This window comes from Sneathiella sp. (assembly GCF_029233945.1).
In the GTDB taxonomy this organism is placed as follows: Bacteria; Pseudomonadota; Alphaproteobacteria; order Sneathiellales; family Sneathiellaceae; genus Sneathiella.
Map to the genome: position 1 here is coordinate 14,724 of NZ_JARGOQ010000031.1, position 20,344 is coordinate 35,067.

General features: G+C 55.5%; 28 protein-coding genes. 21 read left to right on the plus strand and 7 right to left on the minus strand.

The window, feature by feature from the left end; translation table 11 throughout:
* The first annotated feature begins 43 nt into the window (after positions 1 to 43).
* Entirely contained in the window at positions 44 to 961 is a 918-nt protein-coding gene (locus P1U71_RS11195; protein ID WP_301105696.1) for a transcriptional regulator GcvA, read from the plus strand.
* A gap of 49 nt (positions 962 to 1,010) precedes the next feature.
* On the opposite strand, the gene P1U71_RS11200 is transcribed toward P1U71_RS11195, so the two are convergent.
* On the minus strand, positions 1,011 to 1,553 hold the full coding sequence (locus P1U71_RS11200) for an ATP-binding protein (protein WP_301105697.1): 543 nt from the start codon (positions 1,551 to 1,553) through the stop codon (positions 1,011 to 1,013).
* Between the two features lie 323 nt (positions 1,554 to 1,876).
* On the opposite strand from P1U71_RS11200, the gene P1U71_RS11205 reads away from it, so the two are divergent.
* Genes P1U71_RS11205 through P1U71_RS11240 form a run of 8 tightly spaced genes read left to right on the plus strand, consistent with a single transcriptional unit; the run spans position 1,877 to position 8,321 of the window.
* Positions 1,877 to 2,350 (plus strand): SUF system Fe-S cluster assembly regulator, encoded by a 474-nt coding sequence (locus P1U71_RS11205; RefSeq protein ID WP_301105698.1) that lies wholly within the window; start codon positions 1,877 to 1,879, stop codon positions 2,348 to 2,350.
* 3 nt (positions 2,351 to 2,353) lie between these two features.
* Positions 2,354 to 3,823, plus strand: a complete 1,470-nt coding sequence (gene sufB, locus P1U71_RS11210; RefSeq protein ID WP_301105699.1) for a Fe-S cluster assembly protein SufB — start codon at positions 2,354 to 2,356, stop codon at positions 3,821 to 3,823.
* Between the two features lie 14 nt (positions 3,824 to 3,837).
* Complete coding sequence (gene sufC / locus P1U71_RS11215; protein WP_301105700.1) at positions 3,838 to 4,581, plus strand: Fe-S cluster assembly ATPase SufC; 744 nt, start codon at positions 3,838 to 3,840, stop codon at positions 4,579 to 4,581.
* Between the two features lie 19 nt (positions 4,582 to 4,600).
* Positions 4,601 to 5,887 (plus strand): Fe-S cluster assembly protein SufD, encoded by a 1,287-nt coding sequence (gene sufD, locus P1U71_RS11220; RefSeq protein ID WP_301105701.1) that lies wholly within the window; start codon positions 4,601 to 4,603, stop codon positions 5,885 to 5,887.
* A 12-nt stretch (positions 5,888 to 5,899) separates the two neighbouring features.
* Entirely contained in the window at positions 5,900 to 7,123 is a 1,224-nt protein-coding gene (locus tag P1U71_RS11225) for a cysteine desulfurase (protein ID WP_301105732.1), read from the plus strand.
* Positions 7,123 to 7,578, plus strand: a complete 456-nt coding sequence (sufU, locus tag P1U71_RS11230; protein ID WP_301105702.1) for a Fe-S cluster assembly sulfur transfer protein SufU — start codon at positions 7,123 to 7,125, stop codon at positions 7,576 to 7,578. The genes P1U71_RS11225 and sufU overlap by 1 nt, the downstream gene beginning before the upstream one ends.
* A 3-nt stretch (positions 7,579 to 7,581) precedes the next feature.
* Positions 7,582 to 7,950, plus strand: coding sequence for an SUF system Fe-S cluster assembly protein (locus P1U71_RS11235; RefSeq protein WP_301105704.1), 369 nt, complete (start codon positions 7,582 to 7,584; stop codon positions 7,948 to 7,950).
* 32 nt (positions 7,951 to 7,982) lie between these two features.
* Positions 7,983 to 8,321: an iron-sulfur cluster assembly accessory protein gene (locus P1U71_RS11240; protein WP_301105705.1), complete on the plus strand. Its 339-nt coding sequence runs from the start codon at positions 7,983 to 7,985 to the stop codon at positions 8,319 to 8,321.
* 167 nt (positions 8,322 to 8,488) lie between these two features.
* Here the strand turns inward: P1U71_RS11240 and P1U71_RS11245 are convergent, their stop codons facing one another.
* A complete protein-coding gene (locus P1U71_RS11245) occupies positions 8,489 to 8,617 on the minus strand; it encodes a hypothetical protein (protein ID WP_301105706.1) in 129 nt (42 codons plus the stop codon).
* On the opposite strand from P1U71_RS11245, the gene P1U71_RS18030 reads away from it, so the two are divergent.
* The 3 genes from P1U71_RS18030 (at position 8,558) to P1U71_RS11255 (ending at position 10,781) form a co-directional block, all read left to right on the plus strand.
* On the plus strand, positions 8,558 to 8,764 hold the full coding sequence (locus tag P1U71_RS18030; RefSeq protein ID WP_367281178.1) for a rhodanese-like domain-containing protein: 207 nt from the start codon (positions 8,558 to 8,560) through the stop codon (positions 8,762 to 8,764). The two genes, P1U71_RS11245 and P1U71_RS18030, sit on opposite strands and share 60 nt — an antisense overlap.
* Positions 8,765 to 8,972: 208 nt before the next feature.
* Positions 8,973 to 9,389, plus strand: coding sequence for a hemerythrin domain-containing protein (locus P1U71_RS11250; RefSeq protein ID WP_301105707.1), 417 nt, complete (start codon positions 8,973 to 8,975; stop codon positions 9,387 to 9,389).
* Between the two features lie 102 nt (positions 9,390 to 9,491).
* Positions 9,492 to 10,781, plus strand: coding sequence for a hypothetical protein (locus P1U71_RS11255; RefSeq protein ID WP_301105708.1), 1,290 nt, complete (start codon positions 9,492 to 9,494; stop codon positions 10,779 to 10,781).
* Positions 10,782 to 10,790: 9 nt separating this feature from the next.
* Here the strand turns inward: P1U71_RS11255 and P1U71_RS11260 are convergent, their stop codons facing one another.
* The 3 genes from P1U71_RS11260 to P1U71_RS11270 all read right to left on the minus strand — a co-directional run bounded on the left by P1U71_RS11260 (position 10,791) and on the right by P1U71_RS11270 (position 13,431).
* Positions 10,791 to 11,717: a cation transporter gene (locus tag P1U71_RS11260; protein ID WP_301105709.1), complete on the minus strand. Its 927-nt coding sequence runs from the start codon at positions 11,715 to 11,717 to the stop codon at positions 10,791 to 10,793.
* Positions 11,717 to 12,949 carry an HlyD family efflux transporter periplasmic adaptor subunit gene (locus tag P1U71_RS11265; RefSeq protein ID WP_301105710.1) on the minus strand — a complete coding sequence of 411 codons (1,233 nt, stop codon included), beginning with the start codon at positions 12,947 to 12,949 and terminating at the stop codon, positions 11,717 to 11,719. Before P1U71_RS11265 ends, P1U71_RS11260 begins: the two co-directional genes overlap by 1 nt.
* A 173-nt stretch (positions 12,950 to 13,122) precedes the next feature.
* Positions 13,123 to 13,431: an NIPSNAP family protein gene (locus P1U71_RS11270; protein WP_301105711.1), complete on the minus strand. Its 309-nt coding sequence runs from the start codon at positions 13,429 to 13,431 to the stop codon at positions 13,123 to 13,125.
* Between the two features lie 69 nt (positions 13,432 to 13,500).
* On the opposite strand from P1U71_RS11270, the gene P1U71_RS11275 reads away from it, so the two are divergent.
* The 4 genes from P1U71_RS11275 to P1U71_RS11290 all read left to right on the plus strand — a co-directional run bounded on the left by P1U71_RS11275 (position 13,501) and on the right by P1U71_RS11290 (position 15,935).
* Entirely contained in the window at positions 13,501 to 14,181 is a 681-nt protein-coding gene (locus P1U71_RS11275) for a helix-turn-helix transcriptional regulator (RefSeq protein ID WP_301105712.1), read from the plus strand.
* A 107-nt stretch (positions 14,182 to 14,288) separates the two neighbouring features.
* Entirely contained in the window at positions 14,289 to 14,849 is a 561-nt protein-coding gene (locus P1U71_RS11280) for a hypothetical protein (protein ID WP_301105713.1), read from the plus strand.
* A 100-nt stretch (positions 14,850 to 14,949) separates the two neighbouring features.
* On the plus strand, positions 14,950 to 15,633 hold the full coding sequence (locus tag P1U71_RS11285) for an AzlC family ABC transporter permease (RefSeq protein ID WP_301105714.1): 684 nt from the start codon (positions 14,950 to 14,952) through the stop codon (positions 15,631 to 15,633).
* Positions 15,630 to 15,935, plus strand: coding sequence for an AzlD domain-containing protein (locus P1U71_RS11290; protein ID WP_301105715.1), 306 nt, complete (start codon positions 15,630 to 15,632; stop codon positions 15,933 to 15,935). The genes P1U71_RS11285 and P1U71_RS11290 overlap by 4 nt, the downstream gene beginning before the upstream one ends.
* A gap of 10 nt (positions 15,936 to 15,945) precedes the next feature.
* Here the strand turns inward: P1U71_RS11290 and P1U71_RS11295 are convergent, their stop codons facing one another.
* Positions 15,946 to 16,410 carry a DUF1330 domain-containing protein gene (locus tag P1U71_RS11295; RefSeq protein WP_301105716.1) on the minus strand — a complete coding sequence of 155 codons (465 nt, stop codon included), beginning with the start codon at positions 16,408 to 16,410 and terminating at the stop codon, positions 15,946 to 15,948.
* Positions 16,411 to 16,481: 71 nt separating this feature from the next.
* Between P1U71_RS11295 and P1U71_RS11300 the strand changes: the two genes are divergently transcribed.
* On the plus strand, positions 16,482 to 17,072 hold the full coding sequence (locus P1U71_RS11300) for a TetR/AcrR family transcriptional regulator (RefSeq protein WP_301105717.1): 591 nt from the start codon (positions 16,482 to 16,484) through the stop codon (positions 17,070 to 17,072).
* Positions 17,073 to 17,159: 87 nt separating this feature from the next.
* On the opposite strand, the gene P1U71_RS11305 is transcribed toward P1U71_RS11300, so the two are convergent.
* Positions 17,160 to 17,552, minus strand: coding sequence for a hypothetical protein (locus P1U71_RS11305; RefSeq protein ID WP_301105718.1), 393 nt, complete (start codon positions 17,550 to 17,552; stop codon positions 17,160 to 17,162).
* A 49-nt stretch (positions 17,553 to 17,601) separates the two neighbouring features.
* On the opposite strand from P1U71_RS11305, the gene P1U71_RS11310 reads away from it, so the two are divergent.
* The 4 genes from P1U71_RS11310 (at position 17,602) to P1U71_RS11325 (ending at position 20,090) form a co-directional block, all read left to right on the plus strand.
* Positions 17,602 to 17,769, plus strand: a complete 168-nt coding sequence (locus tag P1U71_RS11310) for a hypothetical protein (protein WP_301105719.1) — start codon at positions 17,602 to 17,604, stop codon at positions 17,767 to 17,769.
* Between the two features lie 61 nt (positions 17,770 to 17,830).
* A complete protein-coding gene (locus tag P1U71_RS11315) occupies positions 17,831 to 18,202 on the plus strand; it encodes a nuclear transport factor 2 family protein (protein WP_301105720.1) in 372 nt (123 codons plus the stop codon).
* A gap of 92 nt (positions 18,203 to 18,294) precedes the next feature.
* Positions 18,295 to 19,383 carry a DUF262 domain-containing protein gene (locus tag P1U71_RS11320; RefSeq protein WP_301105721.1) on the plus strand — a complete coding sequence of 363 codons (1,089 nt, stop codon included), beginning with the start codon at positions 18,295 to 18,297 and terminating at the stop codon, positions 19,381 to 19,383.
* 2 nt (positions 19,384 to 19,385) lie between these two features.
* Positions 19,386 to 20,090, plus strand: coding sequence for an MAE_28990/MAE_18760 family HEPN-like nuclease (locus tag P1U71_RS11325; RefSeq protein WP_301105722.1), 705 nt, complete (start codon positions 19,386 to 19,388; stop codon positions 20,088 to 20,090).
* The last annotated feature ends 254 nt before the right edge of the window (positions 20,091 to 20,344 follow it).

The window sequence follows — 20,344 nt, forward strand, 5'->3', positions numbered from 1 at the left end:
AGAAGATATCGAGTTATATGTTAGATTATCTCAGGTATAAAAAATGAGTCGCCCGCTCCCGCCCCTGAATGCTCTGCGCGCCTTTGAAGCGGCGGCGCGGCATCTCAGCTTCACCAAGGCAGCGGAAGAATTGAACGTTACGCCGGGCGCGGTCAGTCATCAGGTCAAGGCGCTTGAGGACATGCTCAACGTGCCCCTGTTCCATCGCCTGACCCGGGCGCTGCGCCTGACTGTTGCCGGCCAGGCCGCCCTGCCGACACTCGTTCAGGGGTTTGACAAGCTGGCCCAAGGGGTCGAGCAGATGCGCACTTATTGCGAAAGCGGGGTGCTGATCATCAGCGTCAGCCCGTCGTTCGGCGCCATGTGGTTGATGCCCCGGCTTGAAAAATTCCGCAGTCGGCATCCTGATATTGAAATCCGTATCGACGGCACGGATCGTCTGGTCGATCTCGCCCGCGACGGCGCCGATGTGGCAATTCGCTTTGGTCCCGGCGGTTATAGCGGTGTGCGTGTCGATCATTTGCTGACCCCGGTGAACACCCCGGTTTGCAGCCCTGCCCTTTTAAACGGGGAACATCCCTTGCGGGAGCCTGATGATCTCCGCCATCACACCCTGCTGCATATTGACTGGAGTAACGCGGAGGCAAGCTGGCGCATGTGGTTGCTGGCGGCGGGCCTGCATGACATAGAGCCAACCCGGGGGCCGCATTTCAATCTGGAGAATATGGCGGTGCAGGCCGCAATCGATGGTCAGGGTGTCGCTCTGGTGGCCGATGTTCTGGTGGCCGATGACGTGGCCGCAGGCCGACTTGTGCATCCTTTCGATCCGGGCTTCAGCACACCGCTCAAATTCTGCTACTACCTGCTGAGCGCAAAAGACAGGGCCGAGCAGCCAAAGATTGCCGCATTTCGCGACTGGCTGCTGGCGGAGACACGCTCTGCGGAGCCGGGTGACAGTTAAATCCAGATCTGTCGTCCCGCTCCGCAGGTCTCTGGGATGCCATACGCATCTATTTCACATGGCGAATGACATTGAAGCCTTCGCCCGGCATCGGCGGGATAAAGAAACGGCTGAACATGTCGAACTCGGCGTCGCTGGCCTTGTAGGGATGATCGCCCGTCTTGTTCCGGGCGCGCAGCCGGGATTTGCAGATCGTGTTCGGGATGTCGAGGAAATGCAATTCATGCGGCACCTTTGCGGTCTCGAACAGCTCCCGTCCCCAGCGGCGACTGTCGGGTGTATTGGCGGGAAAGTCGAGCACAACGGAAAAGCCGGATTTCAAAAGCCGGGCGATATGGTCCTTCAGCGCATATTTCAGCCGGATAGAGGAACGGATATAGTCGCTGATATCATCGATCTCGCCGGGATAGAGCTCGTTCAGAAGCACATCCTCTGAAAAGAGAAAGGTCTTGGGCCGCTCCGCGAGCTTGGCGGCGAGTGTCGATTTGCCCGCGCCGATCTTGCCCGCAAGCAGATAGAGAACCGGTTCGGTCGGACGACTGTCCGGTTCCTTGCTGGGCGGCGTTTCTTCCTGAGGGGTTTCTTGTAACATTTTTCATCTCCTGGTTTAGGGGGCCTTCGGAGACGGGGCATTAAAAAACCGCCTCAGAGGGCGGTTGGATCGTAGCCGTTAAGGCATACAGACTTCCGCCATTCGGGGAATGGAGAGAATCTTCACCACAATAATGTTTGCGTTGTATGCCATGCGCGTATTTAAACGGCAGTTTGGGCCCGTTTGTCAAGGATTGGATGCGATAAAAAGTCGCGGATCCGGAAAATTCCCTTCCCTTGTTTAGAACTCCTCTATACAAGACCAATTCCGTCTGTTATAAAATGCTTGAAATAAGACTGAATTGGTACGATATAAATAACATCATGATCAAACTCAGCAAAATGACCGATTACGGCGTGGTGATCATGTCCGAGATGGCGCGGTTGCCGGAACGGACATTGACGGCGCCGGACGTATCGCTGCATACGGGCCTTCCCGTGCCGACGGCCGCCAAAATCCTGCGCATCCTCGCAAAAAGCCGGTTCCTGAATTCGCAGCGCGGGGCCCATGGCGGGTATTCGCTCATGCGCAAGCCTGCAGATATCTCCATCGCCGAGATTGTCCGCGCGATGGAAGGGCCGGTTGCCGTCACCTCCTGCGTTGATGACAGCGTGGAGGATTGCTCGGTGCAGTCCTGCTGCCCCATGCGCGGCGGTTGGGAAAAGATCAACCGGGCGCTCAATACGGCGCTTGAGGAGGTGACGCTGGCCGATATGTGTCACGATACCCTGAATATATACACGAACCGGAGACTGGGCGACGCAGAGGCGCCCGCCTCCCAACTTCCAGCGGAGTAAGACATGGCTATTGCCAGAGAAACCGTCGAGCAGGTTAATTCTGTTTCCGACAAGTATAAATACGGATTTTTCAGCGATATCGAGTCTGATACCGCGCCGATTGGCTTGTCGGAGGATATCGTCCGCTTTATTTCCGCGAAAAAGGAGGAGCCTTCATGGCTGCTCGAATGGCGCTTGAAGGCCTATCGCCACTGGCTGACCATGATCGAGCCGGAATGGGCAAATGTGCATTATCCGAAGATTGATTTTCAGGATATCTACTATTATTCCGCTCCGAAGCAGAAGGACAAGCCGAAAAGCCTCGATGAGGTCGATCCGGAGCTTCTCGAAGTCTACAAAAAGCTCGGCATCCCCTTGAAAGAGCAGGAAGTGCTGGCCGGGGTCGAGGGCGCGCATAATGTCGCCGTCGATGCGGTGTTCGACAGTGTCTCCGTCGCCACAACCTTCCGGGAGCGGCTCGAAAAAGAGGGTGTGATCTTCTGCCCGATCTCGGAGGCCGTGCGCGACCATCCCGAGCTGGTGCAGAAATTCATGGGCTCCGTGGTGCCCTATACGGATAACTATTACGCGGCGCTCAATTCGGCGGTCTTTACCGACGGCTCGTTTTGCTACATCCCGAAGGGCGTGCGCTGCCCGATGGAGCTTTCGACCTATTTCCGCATCAACGCCGCCCAGACCGGGCAATTCGAGCGGACCCTGATCATCGCCGAGGAAGAAAGCTATGTGAGCTATCTTGAGGGCTGCACCGCGCCCATGCGCGACGAGAACCAGTTGCATGCGGCTGTCGTCGAGCTGATCATCATGAAGGATGCCGAGATCAAATACTCGACCGTGCAGAACTGGTATCCGGGCGATGAAAACGGCGTTGGTGGCATCTATAATTTCGTCACCAAGCGCGCCGCCTGCCGGGGTGATAACGCCAAAGTCTCCTGGACGCAGGTGGAGACCGGCTCGGCGATTACCTGGAAATACCCTTCCTGCATCCTGCAAGGCGATAATTCGGTCGGGGAATTCTATTCCATCGCCATCGCGAACAATATGCAGCAGGCCGATACCGGCACCAAGATGATCCATCTGGGCAAAAACACCTCCAGCACGATCATCTCCAAGGGGATCTCGGCGGGTAAAGCCCAGAACACCTATCGCGGCCTCGTCCGCATGGGACGCAAAGCGGCGAATGCGCGTAACCATACGGTCTGCGATAGTCTCTTGATCGGCGATAAATGCGGCGCCCATACGGTGCCCTATATCGAGAACCAGAGCCGCACCGCGACGGTTGAGCATGAGGCGACGACGTCTAAAGTGAGCGAGGAGCAGCTCTTTTACTGTCAGCAGCGCGGCCTCTCGGAAGAGGAAAGCATGGCGCTCATCGTCAATGGTTTCTGCAAGGAAGTGCTGCAGAAACTCCCCATGGAATTCGCGGTGGAAGCCCAGAAACTCGTCGGCATCAGCCTTGAAGGCAGCGTCGGCTAAGGAAAGATAAAGTTATGTTGGAAATCAAAGATTTACATGCCACAGTTGGGGATAAGGAAATCCTGAAAGGCATCAATCTCACCATCAAGGCAGGCGAGATTCATGCGGTCATGGGGCCGAACGGCGCCGGCAAGTCAACGCTATCTTACGTTCTCGCGGGCCGCGAGGGCTATGAGGTGACTTCAGGCGACGTCCTCTACAAGGGCGAGAACCTGCTCGACCTCTCTCCCGATGAGCGGGCTTGCCGCGGCATTTTCCTCGCCTTTCAGTATCCGGTGGAAATTCCGGGCGTTGCCTCGGCGACTTTTCTCAAGACCGCCTATAACGCGCAGCGGAAATTTCGCGGCGAGAGCGAGGTTGACGCGATGGAGTTCCTGAAACTCGTGCGCGAGAAAACGAAAGAGCTCGACATCAAGGACGATATGCTGAAACGCGCCGTCAATGTCGGTTTTTCGGGTGGCGAGAAGAAGCGCAACGAAGTGTTGCAAATGTCGCTCTTGGAACCTGATTTAATGCTGCTCGACGAGACCGACAGCGGCCTTGATATCGATGCGCTTAAAATCGCGGCGGACGGTGTCAATCGCCTGCGCAGCCCCGAACGCGCCGGGCTGATCATCACCCATTACCAGCGGCTCCTCGATTATATCGTGCCCGATTTCGTGCATGTGCTGGCCGATGGCAAGATCGTCAAATCCGGCGACAAGAGCCTCGCACTGGAACTCGAAGAAAAAGGCTACGCCGCCCTCAGTGCGGCGTGATCGGGAATTGATGAGGAACATGAAGAACTTGACGCCTTTAGCTCAGACATACCTTGACCGCTTCGACGCGGCGCGGCGCTCCCTGCCCGGCCATGCGAGCCCGGCGGTGACGGCGTTGCGCGAGTCCGGCCTTGCGCGCTTCAAGGCGCTCGATTTTCCGGGCCGCAAGGTCGAGGAATGGCGCTTCACCAACCTCTCCCCGCTGACCAAGGGGATTGAGGCGATGGAAGCACCCGCGACCTCCCTTCCCGTGGCGGAATTCAAAACGCCGCATGTGATGACCTTTATCAATGGCCGGTTCTCTCATGCAAACAGCGCACTTGGTGAACTCCCCAAAGGGCTCACGCTGACATCCTTCGCAAGCGAACTCGATGCGGGGAATAGTACTCTGCTGGAAAGCGATGCCGAGGACAGCCGCGCCGTGGTTGCGCTCAACACTGCTTTTATGGAAGACGGCTTTGTGCTGACGGCGGCGGAAAATACCACGCTCGATACGTCGATCCTGATCCGCTTTGTCAGTCTTGACGGAACCGCCGACAATGCCCGCCATATGCGCAATATTATCCGCCTTGGAAAAAATGCCACGGTGACCCTGCTGGAAGAGCATGCGGGCGCCGACGGCCATGCCTATTTCGCCAATCCGGTCACCGATATCGCGCTTGAAGAGGGCGCGCGGCTCAACCACTATAAATTCCAGGCGGAAAGCAACACGGCCTTTCATCTCGCCACGACGGATTGCGAGGTTCCGGCAGGCGCTCATTACGAGAATTTCAGCCTCTCCACCGGTGCGCGGCTGTCGCGCAACGAGATCACCACCCGGATTACCGGCGACAAGGCCTTGAGCAGTCTTAACGGCGCCTACCTGATCCGGGGGCACCAGCATTGCGACACCACCACGATCACCCGCCATCTGGTGCCGGAAAATGAAAGCAAGCAGGTCTACAAGGGCATCCTCGATGACGACGCGCAAGGCGTCTTTCAGGGCAAGATCCAGATTGTGCCGGATGCGCAGAAGGTTTCCGGCGATCAGTTGAGCCGGGCACTTCTCTTGTCTGACCGGGCGTCCGTCGCGGTCAAGCCGGAGCTTGAAATCCATGCCGACGATGTCAAATGCAGCCACGGCGCTTCAAGCGGCGAGCTGGATGAGGACGCACTCTTTTACCTGCAGTCGCGCGGGATCGACGGGAAGACGGCGCGCAAGATGCTGATCGACGCCTTCCTCGCCGATGTGCTCGACGAAATCACCGATGAGGCCGTGCGCAGCTTTTTTGCCGCCATCACCGCCCGCTGGATGGAGGAGGTCTAGGCCATGAATGACATGACAACCTTCGATGTCGAGAAAATCCGCCGCGATTTCCCGATTTTTGCGCGCGAAGTGCATGGCAAGCCCCTCGCCTTCCTCGATAGCGGCGCCTCGGCGCAGAAGCCGCAGGTGGTGATCGACACCATGCGACGCGCCTATCTGGAGACTTATGCCAATGTCCATCGCGGCGTGCATTACCTGAGCCAGGTCTCGACCGAGCTTTATGAGGGCGCGCGGGAGACGATCCGCGCCCATATGAATGCGGCGAGCGTCGAAGAAATCATTTTCACCAAGAACGCCACCGAGAGCATCAATCTGGTGGCCAACAGCTATGGCTGGGCGAATTTGAAGCCGGGCGACGAGATTATCCTCTCCACGCTAGAGCATCATTCGAACATTGTGCCCTGGCAGCTGATCGCCGAGAAAACCGGCGCGGTGGTCAAGGCCGTGCCCATCGATGCGCATGGCGAGTTTATGCTCGATAAATATCTCGATATGCTGGGGCCCAAGACGAAGATCGTCGCCGTCACCCATATCTCCAACGCCATCGGCACGATCACGCCGGTGAAAGAGATCATCGACGCCGCCCATGACGCAGGCGCGGTGGTGCTGATCGACGGATCACAGGCCGCGCCGCATATGAAGCTCGACATGCAGGCGCTGGATGCGGATTTCTATGTTTTCACCGGCCATAAGGTCTTCGGCCCCACGGGCATCGGCGTGCTCTATGGCAAGGCGGAGATGTTGGAGGCCTTGCCGCCCTTCCTCGGTGGCGGCGACATGATCGAGCGCGTGACCTTCGCGAAAACGACCTACGCCAAGGGCCATAGCAAGTTCGAGGCAGGCACGCCGCCGATCGTACAGGCCATCGGGCTTGGCGCGGCAATCGATTATGTGAACGCCATCGGCTTCGAGAAGATTGGTGCCCATGAACAGGCCCTGCTCGCCTATGCCACCGAACAGCTTCAGTCTATCAACAGCCTGCGCATTATCGGACAGGCCAAGCATAAGGCGGCGATCATTTCTTTCACCCTCGATGGCGTGCATCCCCATGATATCGGCACCATCGTCGATCGCGGCGGCGTCGCCATCCGGGTCGGCCATCATTGCGCCCAGCCCTTGATGGATCATTTCGACGTGGCCGCGACGGCCCGCGCCTCAATGGCGCTTTACAACAACCGCGCCGATGTCGACGCCCTTGTCGCCTCGGTGAAATCGGTACAGGAGATTTTCGGCTGATGATGGATGACTTGAGAGAATTATATCAGGAAGTGATCCTCGATCATTCGAAGAACCCGCGCAACTTCCGGCACCCTGCGGATGCGAACCATGAGGCGCATGGCTATAACCCGCTCTGCGGCGATACGGTGAATGTCTATCTCAAGATGGGTCATAACGGCCTGATCGAGGATGCCGCGTTCGAGGGCAAGGGCTGCGCCATCTCCCTCGCCTCCGCCTCGATGATGACGGATATCATCAAGGGCAAGACGGAAACGCAGGCGAAAGAGATTTTCGCGGGCTTTCAGAAGCTCGTCAAGGGCGAGGAAAACGAGTTTGACGCGGGCGAGGATACGGAACGGCTGATGATGCTGGCCGGGGTGAAGGAATTCCCCATGCGCGTCAAATGCGCGACGCTTGCCTGGCATGCCATGAGTTCGGCCATGGACGACAAGCCGGAAATTTCGACGGAGTAAGCGATGACTGCGATTGATAAAATTGAACGCCCCGTTGCCACCGGCCCCTTTGAGGAAGGCACGACGGGTTCCCCACTTGAAGAGCCCGTCGTTGCGGCCCTGCGGGAGGTGTATGACCCGGAAATTCCGGTCAATATCTTCGATCTCGGCCTGATCTATGTGGTTGATATCGCGGAGGATGGCGATGTTTTCGTCGGCATGACCCTGACCGCGCCGGGCTGTCCTGTCGCCGGGGAAATCCCGATCTGGGTCCGCGATGCGGTCCTCCCCGTTGAGGGCGTGAAGAATGTCGAGGTTGAAATCCTGTGGGATCCGCCGTGGAATCCTGATAATATGTCGGATGCGGCGAAGCTTGACCTTGGAATGTTTTAAGGGCGTTACTATATTAATAGTACAGGTGATATATGACTGATACGCAAATTATGACAATGACAGATCGTGCCGCCGCGCGGGTTAAGTCGCTGCTCGGCAAGGCATCTGAAAAGCCTCTCGGCCTTCGCATCGGGATTACCAATACCGGTTGCAATGGCCTCAGCTATACCATGGACTATGCCTCCGACCAGAAACCGGACGATGCCATCGTGGATACGGGCGATATTACCCTGCTGATCGACCATGACGCCGTGCAGTTTGTTGCAGGCACGGAGATGGACTGGCTCGAAGAAGGCATGCAATCGCGCTTCACCTTCGAGAATCCCAACGAAAAAGGCCGCTGCGGCTGCGGATCGTCCTTCCACGTCTGATTGTTTGGCTATGGCCCCGATTCTTCTCCGGGCATGCCTTGTGGCTCTCTTTTGGGGGTTGCTCCCTCATATTTCTTGAAAACTCTCCGTCAGAGGCGGCAGAAGTACACGATCAGTATGGTTATCACCATATGGATGCGCCGAAGGTCTCTTAAATAATCGAAGCTTCACCCTAAGTAATCATTCTGGATATCCGCACGCGCTCCGAATTTAACGAAGGTCATCTCAAGAACGCCATCAATATCGACTATTACGTGCCCGGTTTTGACGCGCAGATTGCCGCGCTTGATACTCACTCAAGCTATGTCCTGCATTGCCGTTCAGGTGGAAGAAGCGCCAAGACCCTATCCGCTTTACGGGAAAATAATCTTAGCCGTGCGATCCATTTCAAGGGCGGCATCATCACCTGGACTGAGGCCGATCTTCCCCTGTTTCGGAACTAGAGTGCATCTCGAAAATTTGCTTTTATTTGACAATAATAAGCAGTAATTAATAATATTAAAGGTCGGCCTAAAACCCAAAATAAATCAATAAAATCATTGATTTGAATCAAATTAGAGCCCTTAATTTCCCCTAAGTTTATGACGGCTATTGAAAATTGACGACCAACAACAAGAATGATTTTCGGGGCCAGGATAAGGGGGTAACAGGGTGGATAAGTTTGATTGGCTCGAAAGCTTTGAATTGGGAATAGAGGAGGTCGATGAAGATCATCGCGGTATGCTGGCGCTTATGAAAAAAATTGAAGGTGCCGCAGATAATGAATCCTACGATCTCTGCAATGAACTCCTTGAGGAACTGCTTGCCTTCACGATCGCCCATTTCAAGCGGGAAGAGCAAATGCTGGAGGACGTGGGATATCCGAATGTCGACCTTCACAAGGACTATCACCAGGAGTTGCTGGCGCGGGCGAAATCCGTCATGTCGGTCTGTCAGGATATCAAATCAAAGGATAATCTGAAGGAATGCTGCTATGAGATGTTCAGCTTTCTGGTCGACGACGTCGTGACCGGTGATTTGAAGTTCAAATCCTATCTGGAGGATAAGGGCCTGATCAAGCGCCCTTGACCGCAAATACCCACATTTTGCCCCAATATCAGAGCATTCGTGACACAACTGCTATATATTGCTACCCTTTTTGTTGAGATAACGACGAAGGAAAGCAGGAATATGCAGGATCATTATGGCAACGAGGTGAGTACCGGATCACGCGCGGCACTTGATGCCTATGTTGAGGGGGTGGATCTTTTTCTGGCGGCTGAGGCCGGTGCCGGCACGGCGTTTGAGCGCGCGATTGCCCATGATCCGTCTTTTGCGCTTGCCCATGCCGCCCTCGCCCGCCATCACCAGATGTATGCGGAACCGATGGAGGCGGTGAAATCGATGATCTCCGCGCGGGAGCTTGGGGCGGGATATACGGTGCGAGAGCAGTCCCATGTCGCCATTATCGGGCATCTGATCGATGGCAACGGCGCGCGCGCCTATCGGGACATCAAAACGCATATTCAGGATTACCCCCGCGATATGCTCACCCTGCAACCCTGCGCCGGCGTATTCAGCCTGATCGCCTTCAGCGGTCGGGCGTCACGCGAAGCGGAGACGTTCGCCTTTTTCGATCACCTCAAGGGCGCTTTCGATCAGGACTGGTGGTTCGATTGCGTCTATGGCTTTGCCCTGACCGAACTCGGTCGCCTGAGCGAGGCCGAACCGATTGTGGAGCGGGCCTACAACGCCAATCCGGCCAACGCCAATGCCGCGCATTACAAGGCGCATTACCTCTACGAGGCGGGGGAGCATGCGGCGGGCCGGGACTTCGTGCACGACTGGCTAACGGGTTATGACCGGGCGGGCCTGATGCATTGCCATATCAGTTGGCATGATGCGCTCTGGGCGGTGGAGCTGGGGGAGATAGACGCCGCCTGGTCCGTGATTGAAGAGGCCGTCCGGCCCGGCGCCGCCTGGGGTCCGCCGATCAATGTCCTGACCGATATGGTGTCCTTCCTGTTCCGCGCGGAACTGGCAGGCCTCCCCCGGAAGGAGGCGCTGTGGCGCGAAATAAGCGACTATGCCTGCATTCACTTCCCCGAGCCCGGCGTGAGCTTTGCCGATGCCCATGCGGCGCTCGCCCATGCCATGGCGGGCCATGATATGGCGCTCCAGAAACTGCGTGAGACAACATCCGGCTATGCGGCGGATCAGGTGCGCGCCCTTGCCCGTGTTTTCAGCGCCGCCGCCGACGACGACTGGCAGGCCGCGATTGACGGCCTTCTCCCGCTGATGAGCCGTCATGAACGGCTGGGTGGCAGCAATGCGCAGCGCGATCTGATCGAATTCACGCTTCTCCATGCGCTTCTTAAGCTCGGCAAGACGGAGGAAGCAACCCGCCTTTTCGCCATGCGCCGCCCGCTCCTCGCAAAAGACGGTCTGCCCGCTTCGGTCTTTTCAAAGGCGGCGGCCTGAGAAACGGGATCAGGTCGTCGGGCTTTCCTCTGTCACCACGATGGAGAGATCGATCTCGCCATTGCCTCCCTTCACCGCATCGGATATCCGGATAAGCTGTGCCCGGAACTGATCGGCGGAGAGATGGCTCGCCATGGCGACGGCAATTTCCACATGATCGTTACGGCCCGACTGGCGGCTGCGGACGGCTTTGATATCGACGGCAAGGTCGCAGGCGCCTTTCGCGGTTTCAATGATTTTTTCAAGCTTCTGGCTTGGCAGCGGCGTATCGAGCAACTGCGGAACGCTGCGCGCCGTCATCCGCACGCCGTTAAAGGTCATGAAGCAACTGACAAATCCGGCGCCGGCTGTATCCATGACCAGCGCAATCAACGGGTCGGTCGCAAGGGCCGCAATGGTCAGGGTAATCTGGAGCACCAGCGAATTGATGAGCTTGATGGAGCGGGATTTTACCTGTGCGCGATAGATATCCGACTCATTTTTTTCCTCATTTTGGAGCATGGCATAGAGTGCGAAGAGATTGATCATGAAGTTGATGCCATTGACGATCGCCGCCGCCGCGAGCCCCAAGGGAGACGGCGCCACGTCAGTGTTGAACAGCCGCGTAACCGTAGTGTTCAGGAACCACAGCCCGACAAGGGTGATCATCACCCCGACGATCATCACGATGAATTGTTCAAGCTTGCCAATCCCGAATTCATAACGGTGGAACCTGTTCCGGTGGATGCCCCGCAAGATCCACAACGAATAATATTCCACTATCAGCATAAAAGAGGCGCGGACGGAATCGCCCAGCATCGTCAGGGAACCGGACGTCAACCCGACAGTCACCTGAGCCGTCACAATCAGGCTGTCAGCTATACTGGCATAGATGATGGTCCGCTCCTGAGACATCTGCTCCGGCGTGGGGTTCCGAAATTTCACGCTTTCACCCATCAGATGCGCAGCCTCGCGCGGATAATGTCAAGGAGGCCGATGCCGGGAAAATTAACATAGGCCGCCCGACCCACCGGGCAGTCATCGAAGTTCCCGCGCTCGGCGGAAAACTCGATCAGCGCCTGCCCGACGCCCGCCCCCCGGCCCTTGGCGAGCGCGGCAAGGTCATCGTTGCCAAGCGTAAAGGCGGACCCGCGTGTCATGATAACGGTTCCGTTGCGCATCTCATAATCCCCTTCCAGCACCACCTCGGCTGTCATGCCCGGCTTCAGGAGCGGGACTTCCGCATCAGCGAGCGGGACATCGACCATCAGGATCGAGCAATCGAGCCAGGCGGCGACCGGATCACCGGCCTTAACCGTTGCGCCCGGCGCGGCGCGGCGGCTCCAGACCACGCTCCCCGGTGGGGCTGTCACCCGGGCCGCCGCCTGCCGCGCATAGTCTTCCTCTGCCTTGGCCTTGGCGATTTTCGCGGAGATAACATCCGCCTCCGCCTCCCGCAGTTGAAGCTGTGTGGCCTTTTTCGCGAGTTTCAGCTCGATCCGCGCCCCGCGCACCCAGGTGGGATCATCCCCGTCTTCGGTAATGAAGACCCCTTTGTCCGCCGCCGCGCGCTGAACCTTCATCTTTTCGAGTGTTTCGCGCAGATGCGCGATCTGTTGCTCAGCTTCCAGGACATCCAGCCAGGCCTCGTCATTTGCGATCTGGGATATGTTCTTGCGCGCGAGCAGCTTGTCATAGCGGTCCGCAATCTCGCGCTTGAGTTTCAGGCCGCGCTCATTCGTCTGAATTTCAGTTTCCAGATTTTCAATGCGCACATCCAGCAGAGTGCGAAACGCTACTGCATAGCTTGATTTCTGCTCCCGCCGCTCATCGTCCAGCGTTTCGATATCGTCAAGGAAACGCCGCGCTTCCGAAACCTTAACCGTTGTATGATCCAGATGCGCCTGGGCCGAGATCAGGTCCGTTCGGCTTAAAAGATCATTCTCGATTATCGCAATCACTCCGTCGGGACCGACCGTTCCGGCGACATAGAGCCGCGCTTCCTGTAGCTTCCCTTCAATCGGCGCGGTCGCGACATTCAGCCAGGAGGTAATCGCCGCATCGCGCACGATGATGGAACGGATATAGGGTCCGATAATCCAGCCGACATAAATCAGAAAGCCCAGAATAGTGATGATATAGAACCGCCGGGACCGCTTCTTTCGGTGCGGCGGAATAGTCTCTTCCATACAGCTTTCCCCTAAAGCAGGTTTCTACGCATTCACCGAACAACACAGCATCACGCGATGGTTGCGACGGAGGCCGCGCAATCGATCCCGGAACGATCCGGTGTAATCGATTGTGATGATAGTATATAGAGCATTGCAATTCTATCGGGAAATCAGCAAAGGGCGCGTTTGCTTTATCCTGTCGAGGCGAGCTTGAGGAAGGTCCGGTCCTCACGCAGGAGGAATTTTTCTTTTTGGGCGAACTCGTAATTCTCCCGGCCCAGCGGATCGGCGGCAAGGCGCGTGCGATAGGCTTCATAGGCCGCGAGGCTTTCGATATTATAGACGCCATAGGCCAGCGTGCTCGATCCCTCATGCGGCGCGTAATAGCCAATGAGATCGGCGCCGCAGCGCGGGATCGCCTCGCCCCAGTTCCGCGCATATTGCGTGAACTGGTCTTTTTTCGTCGGGTCGATATGGTAACGGATAAAGCAGGTAAGCATCATTCTCTCCTTCTGTGAAAGGCGATATTACCGCTTGCATGTCGTAGATGATTCGTTTACCATCGAACTATGAAAGAAGGACCGGACATAGCGTTTCTCGGCTCCCTGATCGGCGATCCGGCGCGGGCGAATATGCTGACGGCGCTGCTCTCGGGCAAGGCGCTGACGGCGAGCGAGCTTGCCACCGAGGCGGGGATAACCCCGCAGACAGCAAGCGCGCATCTGGGCAAGATGGAAGCCGCGGGTCTGCTTGCACTGCGCAAGCAGGGGCGGCACCGCTATTTCGCCCTCGCCGATGACGATGTCGGCAGCCTGCTGGAGGCGATGATGGGCCTCGCCGCAAAAAAAGGTCATCTCCGCACCCGGACCGGCCCGAAGGATCCGGCACTCCGCCATGCGCGGGTCTGCTATAACCATCTCGCGGGCGACCTTGGCGTGCGGATGATGGACAGCCTGCTCGCGAAGAATTTCCTGACCCCGGAGAATGAGGGGCTGGGCCTCACGGCGGACGGCAAGGCCTTTTTCGGGGAGTTCCAGATCGATTTTGAGCCGCTGGAAAAACTCCGCCGCCCGCTTTGCAAATCCTGCCTCGACTGGAGCAACCGGCGCAGCCATCTCGCGGGCTCTTTGGGCAGCGCCCTGCTCACCCGCTTCTATGATCTCGGCTGGGCCAGGCGGATCGACAATTCCCGCGTTGTTGCGTTCAGTGCGCGCGGCGAAAAAGAATTCCTCAACATCTTCCCGATCTGACCAACCCGGATCGACAGGAGTTTCGTCCCGGCAAGGAACTTTTTCGCGGCTCCGGGCGTTGGTTTCAATCAATCAACTGATCGGCCAAAGGGGAAAGGAGCCACATAATGTCATCTGCTGAAAAGACAGACCTCGTTCGCGAAGCCGTTGCCATTTTCGATGATCTGGAAACGATGCAGGGCGCCATCGATGAGCTGGAGAATTCCGGCTTCAATCTGGCGGATTTCAGCTTCGTCGCAAAGGAAAAGGCCGTTGAGGAAAAACTCGGCCATATCTACAACCGGGTTGAGGACCTTGCCGATGACCCGAAGGTGCCGACGACGATCTTTGTACCCAATGAAATGATGGCCGAGACCAAGGGCGCCCTGATTGGTGCGCCGCTCTATATTGCGGCAGCCACGGCGACCGGTGTCATGGTGGCGGCCGGAGGCCCGCTCACGCTGACCATCGGCGCGGCAGTGGCGGCAGGCGGTGCCGGCGCGGCGCTTGGCGGCATCCTCGCCAGGATTGTCGGGGATCGTCACGCGGAACATCTGCAGGAACAGCTCGATCGCGGGGGGCTGCTTCTCTGGGTGCGCGCCCGGGACGAGACGCAGGGACAGCGGGCCGTAAAAATCCTCTCCAAATACTCTCCGCAGGATGTCTGGCTGCAAGGGGAGGACAGCTAGCGCCCGCCATCTGGCTGTCGTTATCTGCGGGGCGGCGTAATCTTGTCCCTGAGACAATTATTTGCTCGCCATCGATTTAAAGCGCCGATATCCTGCGCCCATGAAACAGGGATTTTACAGCATTCTGCCCTTTGCCATCGGGGCGGCGGCCTATGGCTTTGCCTTTGGCATCCTCGCGGCACAGGCGGGCTATCCGTGGTGGGGCGTCGCGCTGATGAGTTTTTCCGTGCATGCGGGCTCGTCGCAGATTGTCGCGGTAGAGCGCTTCGGCGTGGACGGGCTGGTGATCGGCGCGGCGCTCGCCGGGATTGCGCTCAACCTGCGTTATCTCGGGATTGTCGCCTCCCTCTCGGCGATCCTGCGGGGCGTGCCGCTCTGGCAGAAGCTGATCGCCATTCATATCACCGGTGATGAGAACTGGGCCCTGACCATGGCGCGCCACGCCAAAGACCCGCAAATCGGCGCGGCCTTCCTGATCGGCTCCGGCCTGACGATGATCACGGTCTGGACCAGCTCGACGGCGCTTGGCGCGCTTTTGGGCCAGCAAATGCCCGATCTCGCGAGCTACGGCCTCGGCTTTGCCTTCACCGCCGCCTTTATCGCCATGGCGCGGGCGATGTGGCGGGGCAAGCGGAATATCGCGCCCTGGGCCGCGACCTTTGCCATTACCGTCCTGCTGATGAAGCTCGGCATGCAGAGCGCCTATGCCATCCTGCTCGGCAGCCTCGCCGGGGTCGGCGTCGCGGCGTTCTTGCGTCGCGGGACCGGAGGGAGCATCACATGACCCTCGATCACTGGTTGCTCATCGCCCTCCTCGCCGTTGGCGCCTATGGGTTGCGGCTCGCCGGGCTCATCGGCGGGCAGGCCATCCTTCATAACGCGAAGCTGAAAACCCTGCTCGACGATCTGCCGGGCTGCCTGATCGTCGCCCTTGTCGCCACGTCGCTGGCCGATGCAGCCCCCCTCACCTGGATCGCCGCCGCCTTCGCGCTTGTTGTGGCGATTGTGAGCAATAACGTCGTGATCACCATGGCGCTCGGCTTTGCCGCGATGTTCGGATTGCAGTATTTTGGCGTGGGGGTTTAGGGGAGCCTAATCACCCCGCGCAAATCATTACCTTTTGCCGTTCACAGGCCGCCACCCGATGTTTGAAGCAGTCGCGATAATCCTGGTCCGCATAGAGCGCGACGAACGCGTTCAAATCCGGAAAGGCGCCGATTGCAATGATGTCCCAGTCTTCGCTGTCGCCGAGGAACATCCCGCCATAAGGGCCGACGTGAAGAAAGCTCCCCCCGGCCTTTTCCATGGCGGGCACGCTGACGGCCGCGTAGTTGTTAAACGCCTCCATGCCGGAAATGACGGCCCCGGCGTCTGACGGCGACTGCGCATATCCAGCTTTCACCGATAGCTTGAAAAAATTAACGAGCTTCAGTGGATTTTCCGGAGGAAGGGTCAGGATAGCCTTCCATTGGGCGTTCGTCGGGCTGGAGCCGTCGCTGCCATCGCCATACCAGTCGCAGAACTGCAGAACCTGCCTGTCAATATCGTGATTGACTTCCATTTGAAATTCTCCCTATTCTATACACATGTAAACAATACTGTTGAGCCGCTAAATAGGAATTATATTTACACGTGTCAAGAAAAAAGGCGACGGGCGTGACCCGAAACGAGATACTGGATGTTGCCTGGGACCTGATTTCGGAACAGGGCGCGGATGTCTCCATGCTGGATATTGCAAAGGCCGCGAATGTGAGCCGCCAATCCGTGTATCTGCATTTTAAATCGCGGGGCGGATTGCTGATGGGGCTGGTGAAGCGCGCCGATGACCGGTTTGCCATTCGCGAGGAGTTTTTCGCGGCCATGAAAATAGCGTCCCCCGACAAGAGGCTTGATGCCTGCCTGGGCGCCTGGTTCAAATTCGCGAAAAACATTCAGCCCGTGGCCAATGACCTCATTCGCCTGCGCAAAACGGATGCCGATGCCGCCGCCGCGTGGGAGGATAGAATGACCGAATTGCGCCTGTGGGAGAAAAAGCTGATAGACTCCCTCGCCGCGGACTCCGCCCTCAAGGAGGGCTGGACCGTCACAAGCGCAACAGACTTTCTCTGGGCGTCTTCTTCCGTACAGATTTGGGACCTGCTGACCGGAGATCGCGGCTGGAGCGCCCGAAAATGCTCGCAGGTTCTAAGATCGACGATCGCGAACGCCTTGTTACGGGACTAAAACAACGGCAGTTGGAAGCGCCCAAAGGATATCGGCGGGGGATCCTTTCGAACATCTGCTGTGCACCATTATTTCATGCGCCCTTGCTTAAGACCCAAGCGGTTCATCCAGACCATTTGGCAAGGAAATCCAGAGAACGAGTTGAGAGTCTGGAGAATGACGCGAGAGATGGCCTTTGCCATGTGTGTCTTCGACGAGAACGAAGCTACCAGCGGGAACTGCTCGGATTTCACCATCACTTGTCTCGTACTCTACTGAGCCATCTAGTCGCACTGTTAGCACTCGATCAGGTACTGTGTGCCAATCAACCTGACGCATGCCCGCCGGGATGTGGGTAAAGCGGACGCGTGATGCCGGATAACTGTCGGTAACATCGAACGGTGTGGCGTCGGGGTGGACCGCCACTTTTTTCGTCGGTATTTCGACCTCACCGAAATGCGATTCCCCATCCGGCGTGGCATAGATGCGCAGGCACTTCATCGGAACAATCCCCTTCAAATTTACAATAACGAAATGATGTGACTATACCGTGGAAGAGGAACAGTGCAATCCCATCGGATCGGTGAGAGAGCCGCTTATCTGGATCGCCGCCGCCTTCGCCCTTGTTATGGCGATCGTGAGCAACAACGTCGTCATCACCATGGCGCTCGGCTTTGCCGCGATGTTCGGATTGCAGTATGTTGGGGTCGGCATTTAGGGATTGACCAAACCCGCCGGTTGTTCTTTAGAATAGGCGCCGACAACAACGGAGCGAGAAAATGCCAACGAGGGAACGGGTCGAGGAATTCATCGAAATGGTCGTCAGCGGCGCGCATGTCCGGGCGATCACCGATTTCTATCATGCGGACGCGTCGATGCAGGAGAACCTGAAGGCGCCGCGCCGGGGCCGCGAGACCCTCGAAGCCCATGAGGCGGCGGCGCTCGCGCGGGTTCAGAAAGTCCATACCCACCCCGACCCGGTCTTCCTTGTCGACGGCGACCATGTGGCCATCAACTGGACCTTCGATTTCACCGACAAAAGCGGCAACACCCGCCGCCTTGAGGAACTTGCGTTGCAGCACTGGGACGGCGACCGGATACGAAAGGAACAATTCTTCTATGACACGGCCAGCGCGTGGGCTGAAGTTTAGGGGGCTCTCTGCCGTCATATGAAGAAACTTTTGATCTAAATACAGATATCGGATAGTTTTCTACTAAAAGTATTATGTTTTGGGAGCACACCATGAGTGACGAGAAACCGATTTACGAAATTGACGAAGATTTTGATGATCCCGATCCAGATCAAACACCATTGCGGGACCGGAAAGTTGTTACTCAACCATATGATCTAGCTGTTGCTGCTCTTGTTGATCAAATTAAGTCAGAGCAAATTTTTCTTCGACCATTAAATGATCGACCCAATTTTCAGCGTAAATACGTTTGGACAAATACGTTGGCGTCACGATTAGTGGAGTCGATCCTTTTAAACGTTCCAATCCCACCGTGCTACCTTTCACAAAACGAAGAATATGAATTTGATGTTATAGACGGGCAGCAAAGGCTGTATTCATTATACCGATATTTGGATAATCAGTTTCCACTTACCGATCTAGAAGTACTTTCGGAATTCAGGAAATTACGATTCCACGAATTACCATCCAAAGATCAGCGGAAATTAAAAACCTACACCCTTAGATGTATAGTAATTACGAATGAATCGCATCCCGAAATTAAATTTGATGTATTTCAGAGACTAAATTCAAATACCGTTCCTTTAAATGCGCAGGAGCTAAGAAATTGTATTCATCGCGGCGAATTCAATAATTTGCTCGGAGAATTGGCATCCGGCGATATTTTACTAAAGGTACTCAAAAAGAAAATGCCTGATAAGAGATTACGCGATGAAGAGCTCATATTGCGTTTCTTTGCGTTTCACAATCTTGGGTTAGAAAAATACAGAACTCCGCTTAAGCATTGGTTTAATGAAGCCGCTAAAATAGGAAGAAGTTATACTCCTGAAAAAATCCAAGAACTAAAAAGCATATGGAACGACGCATTAGAAGTTGCTACGATTCTGTTTCACCCGGAAGAGTGTTTTAGAAGGGATGAATCAAGAGCAATAAATCGAGCCTTGTTTGATCTAATAATGTATACCGCTAAAAATTTGACAGTAGCTGATGCTTTGAAAATAAAAGTGGATTTTAAAAAGAAATATAATGAACTTAACAGGAACGAGGAATTTCAAGATTTAATTAGCAGATCTGTAGACCATAAAAAAAGAACACTTCGTCGTTTCGAAATTTGGAACGGAGCTATGAAAGGAATACAATAAAAATGGCGAAATTTACCGTCGTTTACAGTGATTTCCTGGCTCGCTTAGATGAAGTCGAAATACTTAGAAAGAAGGCCGAATATCTGGAGAAGAACGCGCATATTGAAATCAAATTTAAAAATGAAATTAATGCCCTTTGCCGTGGCTCTGTTGTATTGCTTTTAAGCCATGTGGAAGCGTACATAAAAGAATTGGGCGAGCATGCTTTAGAGATATTCTATAAAAAAAAACTTAATAGAGACAAATTCGCCCCACAGTTTTTTTATCATATTTCGAAGGATATCGTTGACGAGATAAAAAACACTTCAGACCATAAGGGGCTGTCGATCAAACTCCTAAATTTTGTGGAAACTGATGGTGAATTTTGGAAACAAGGAGTCTGTTTGCCGAAACAAATACCTGTAGAAAGATTTAATAAAGGATTTTCAAACCCAAGTTTCAAGAAAATTAAAGCCTATCTTGGCCGATTTGGGTATTCTAGCTATCAGGGTGATCTTAAAAGTATCTTAAAACGAGATTCTGAAATAACAATAAATATGATCGATCAATTAGTTAATATGAGAAACAAAATAGCGCATGGAGATAGCAACGAAACTTCTACACCAGAAGAAATTAAAATTATTATCGAATTTGTACGCAGATTTTGTAGAGCTACGGATGTAGCGTTCAGTAACTGGTGTAAAAATGAATTATGTTCAATTCGCTAGATAAGATTTCATTAAATATTTCAGCCAATTCTCTTGCATTCCACGCAATAGTATCGTATAATACACCCTCACGTTGAGCCATACATAAGTCTCATGGATACGTGACAAGGGGTGGCTGCCCCTTTCAGCTATTTTCCATATATATGCGAATAAATGTACCCGGCGTTGGGCTCTATGCCTGGCGGGTATTTGTAAGCCGGTAAGCCGGGCGACGTTTGCTGGGGGTTAGGTCGGCCCCAAAGGGTAATGTTCCT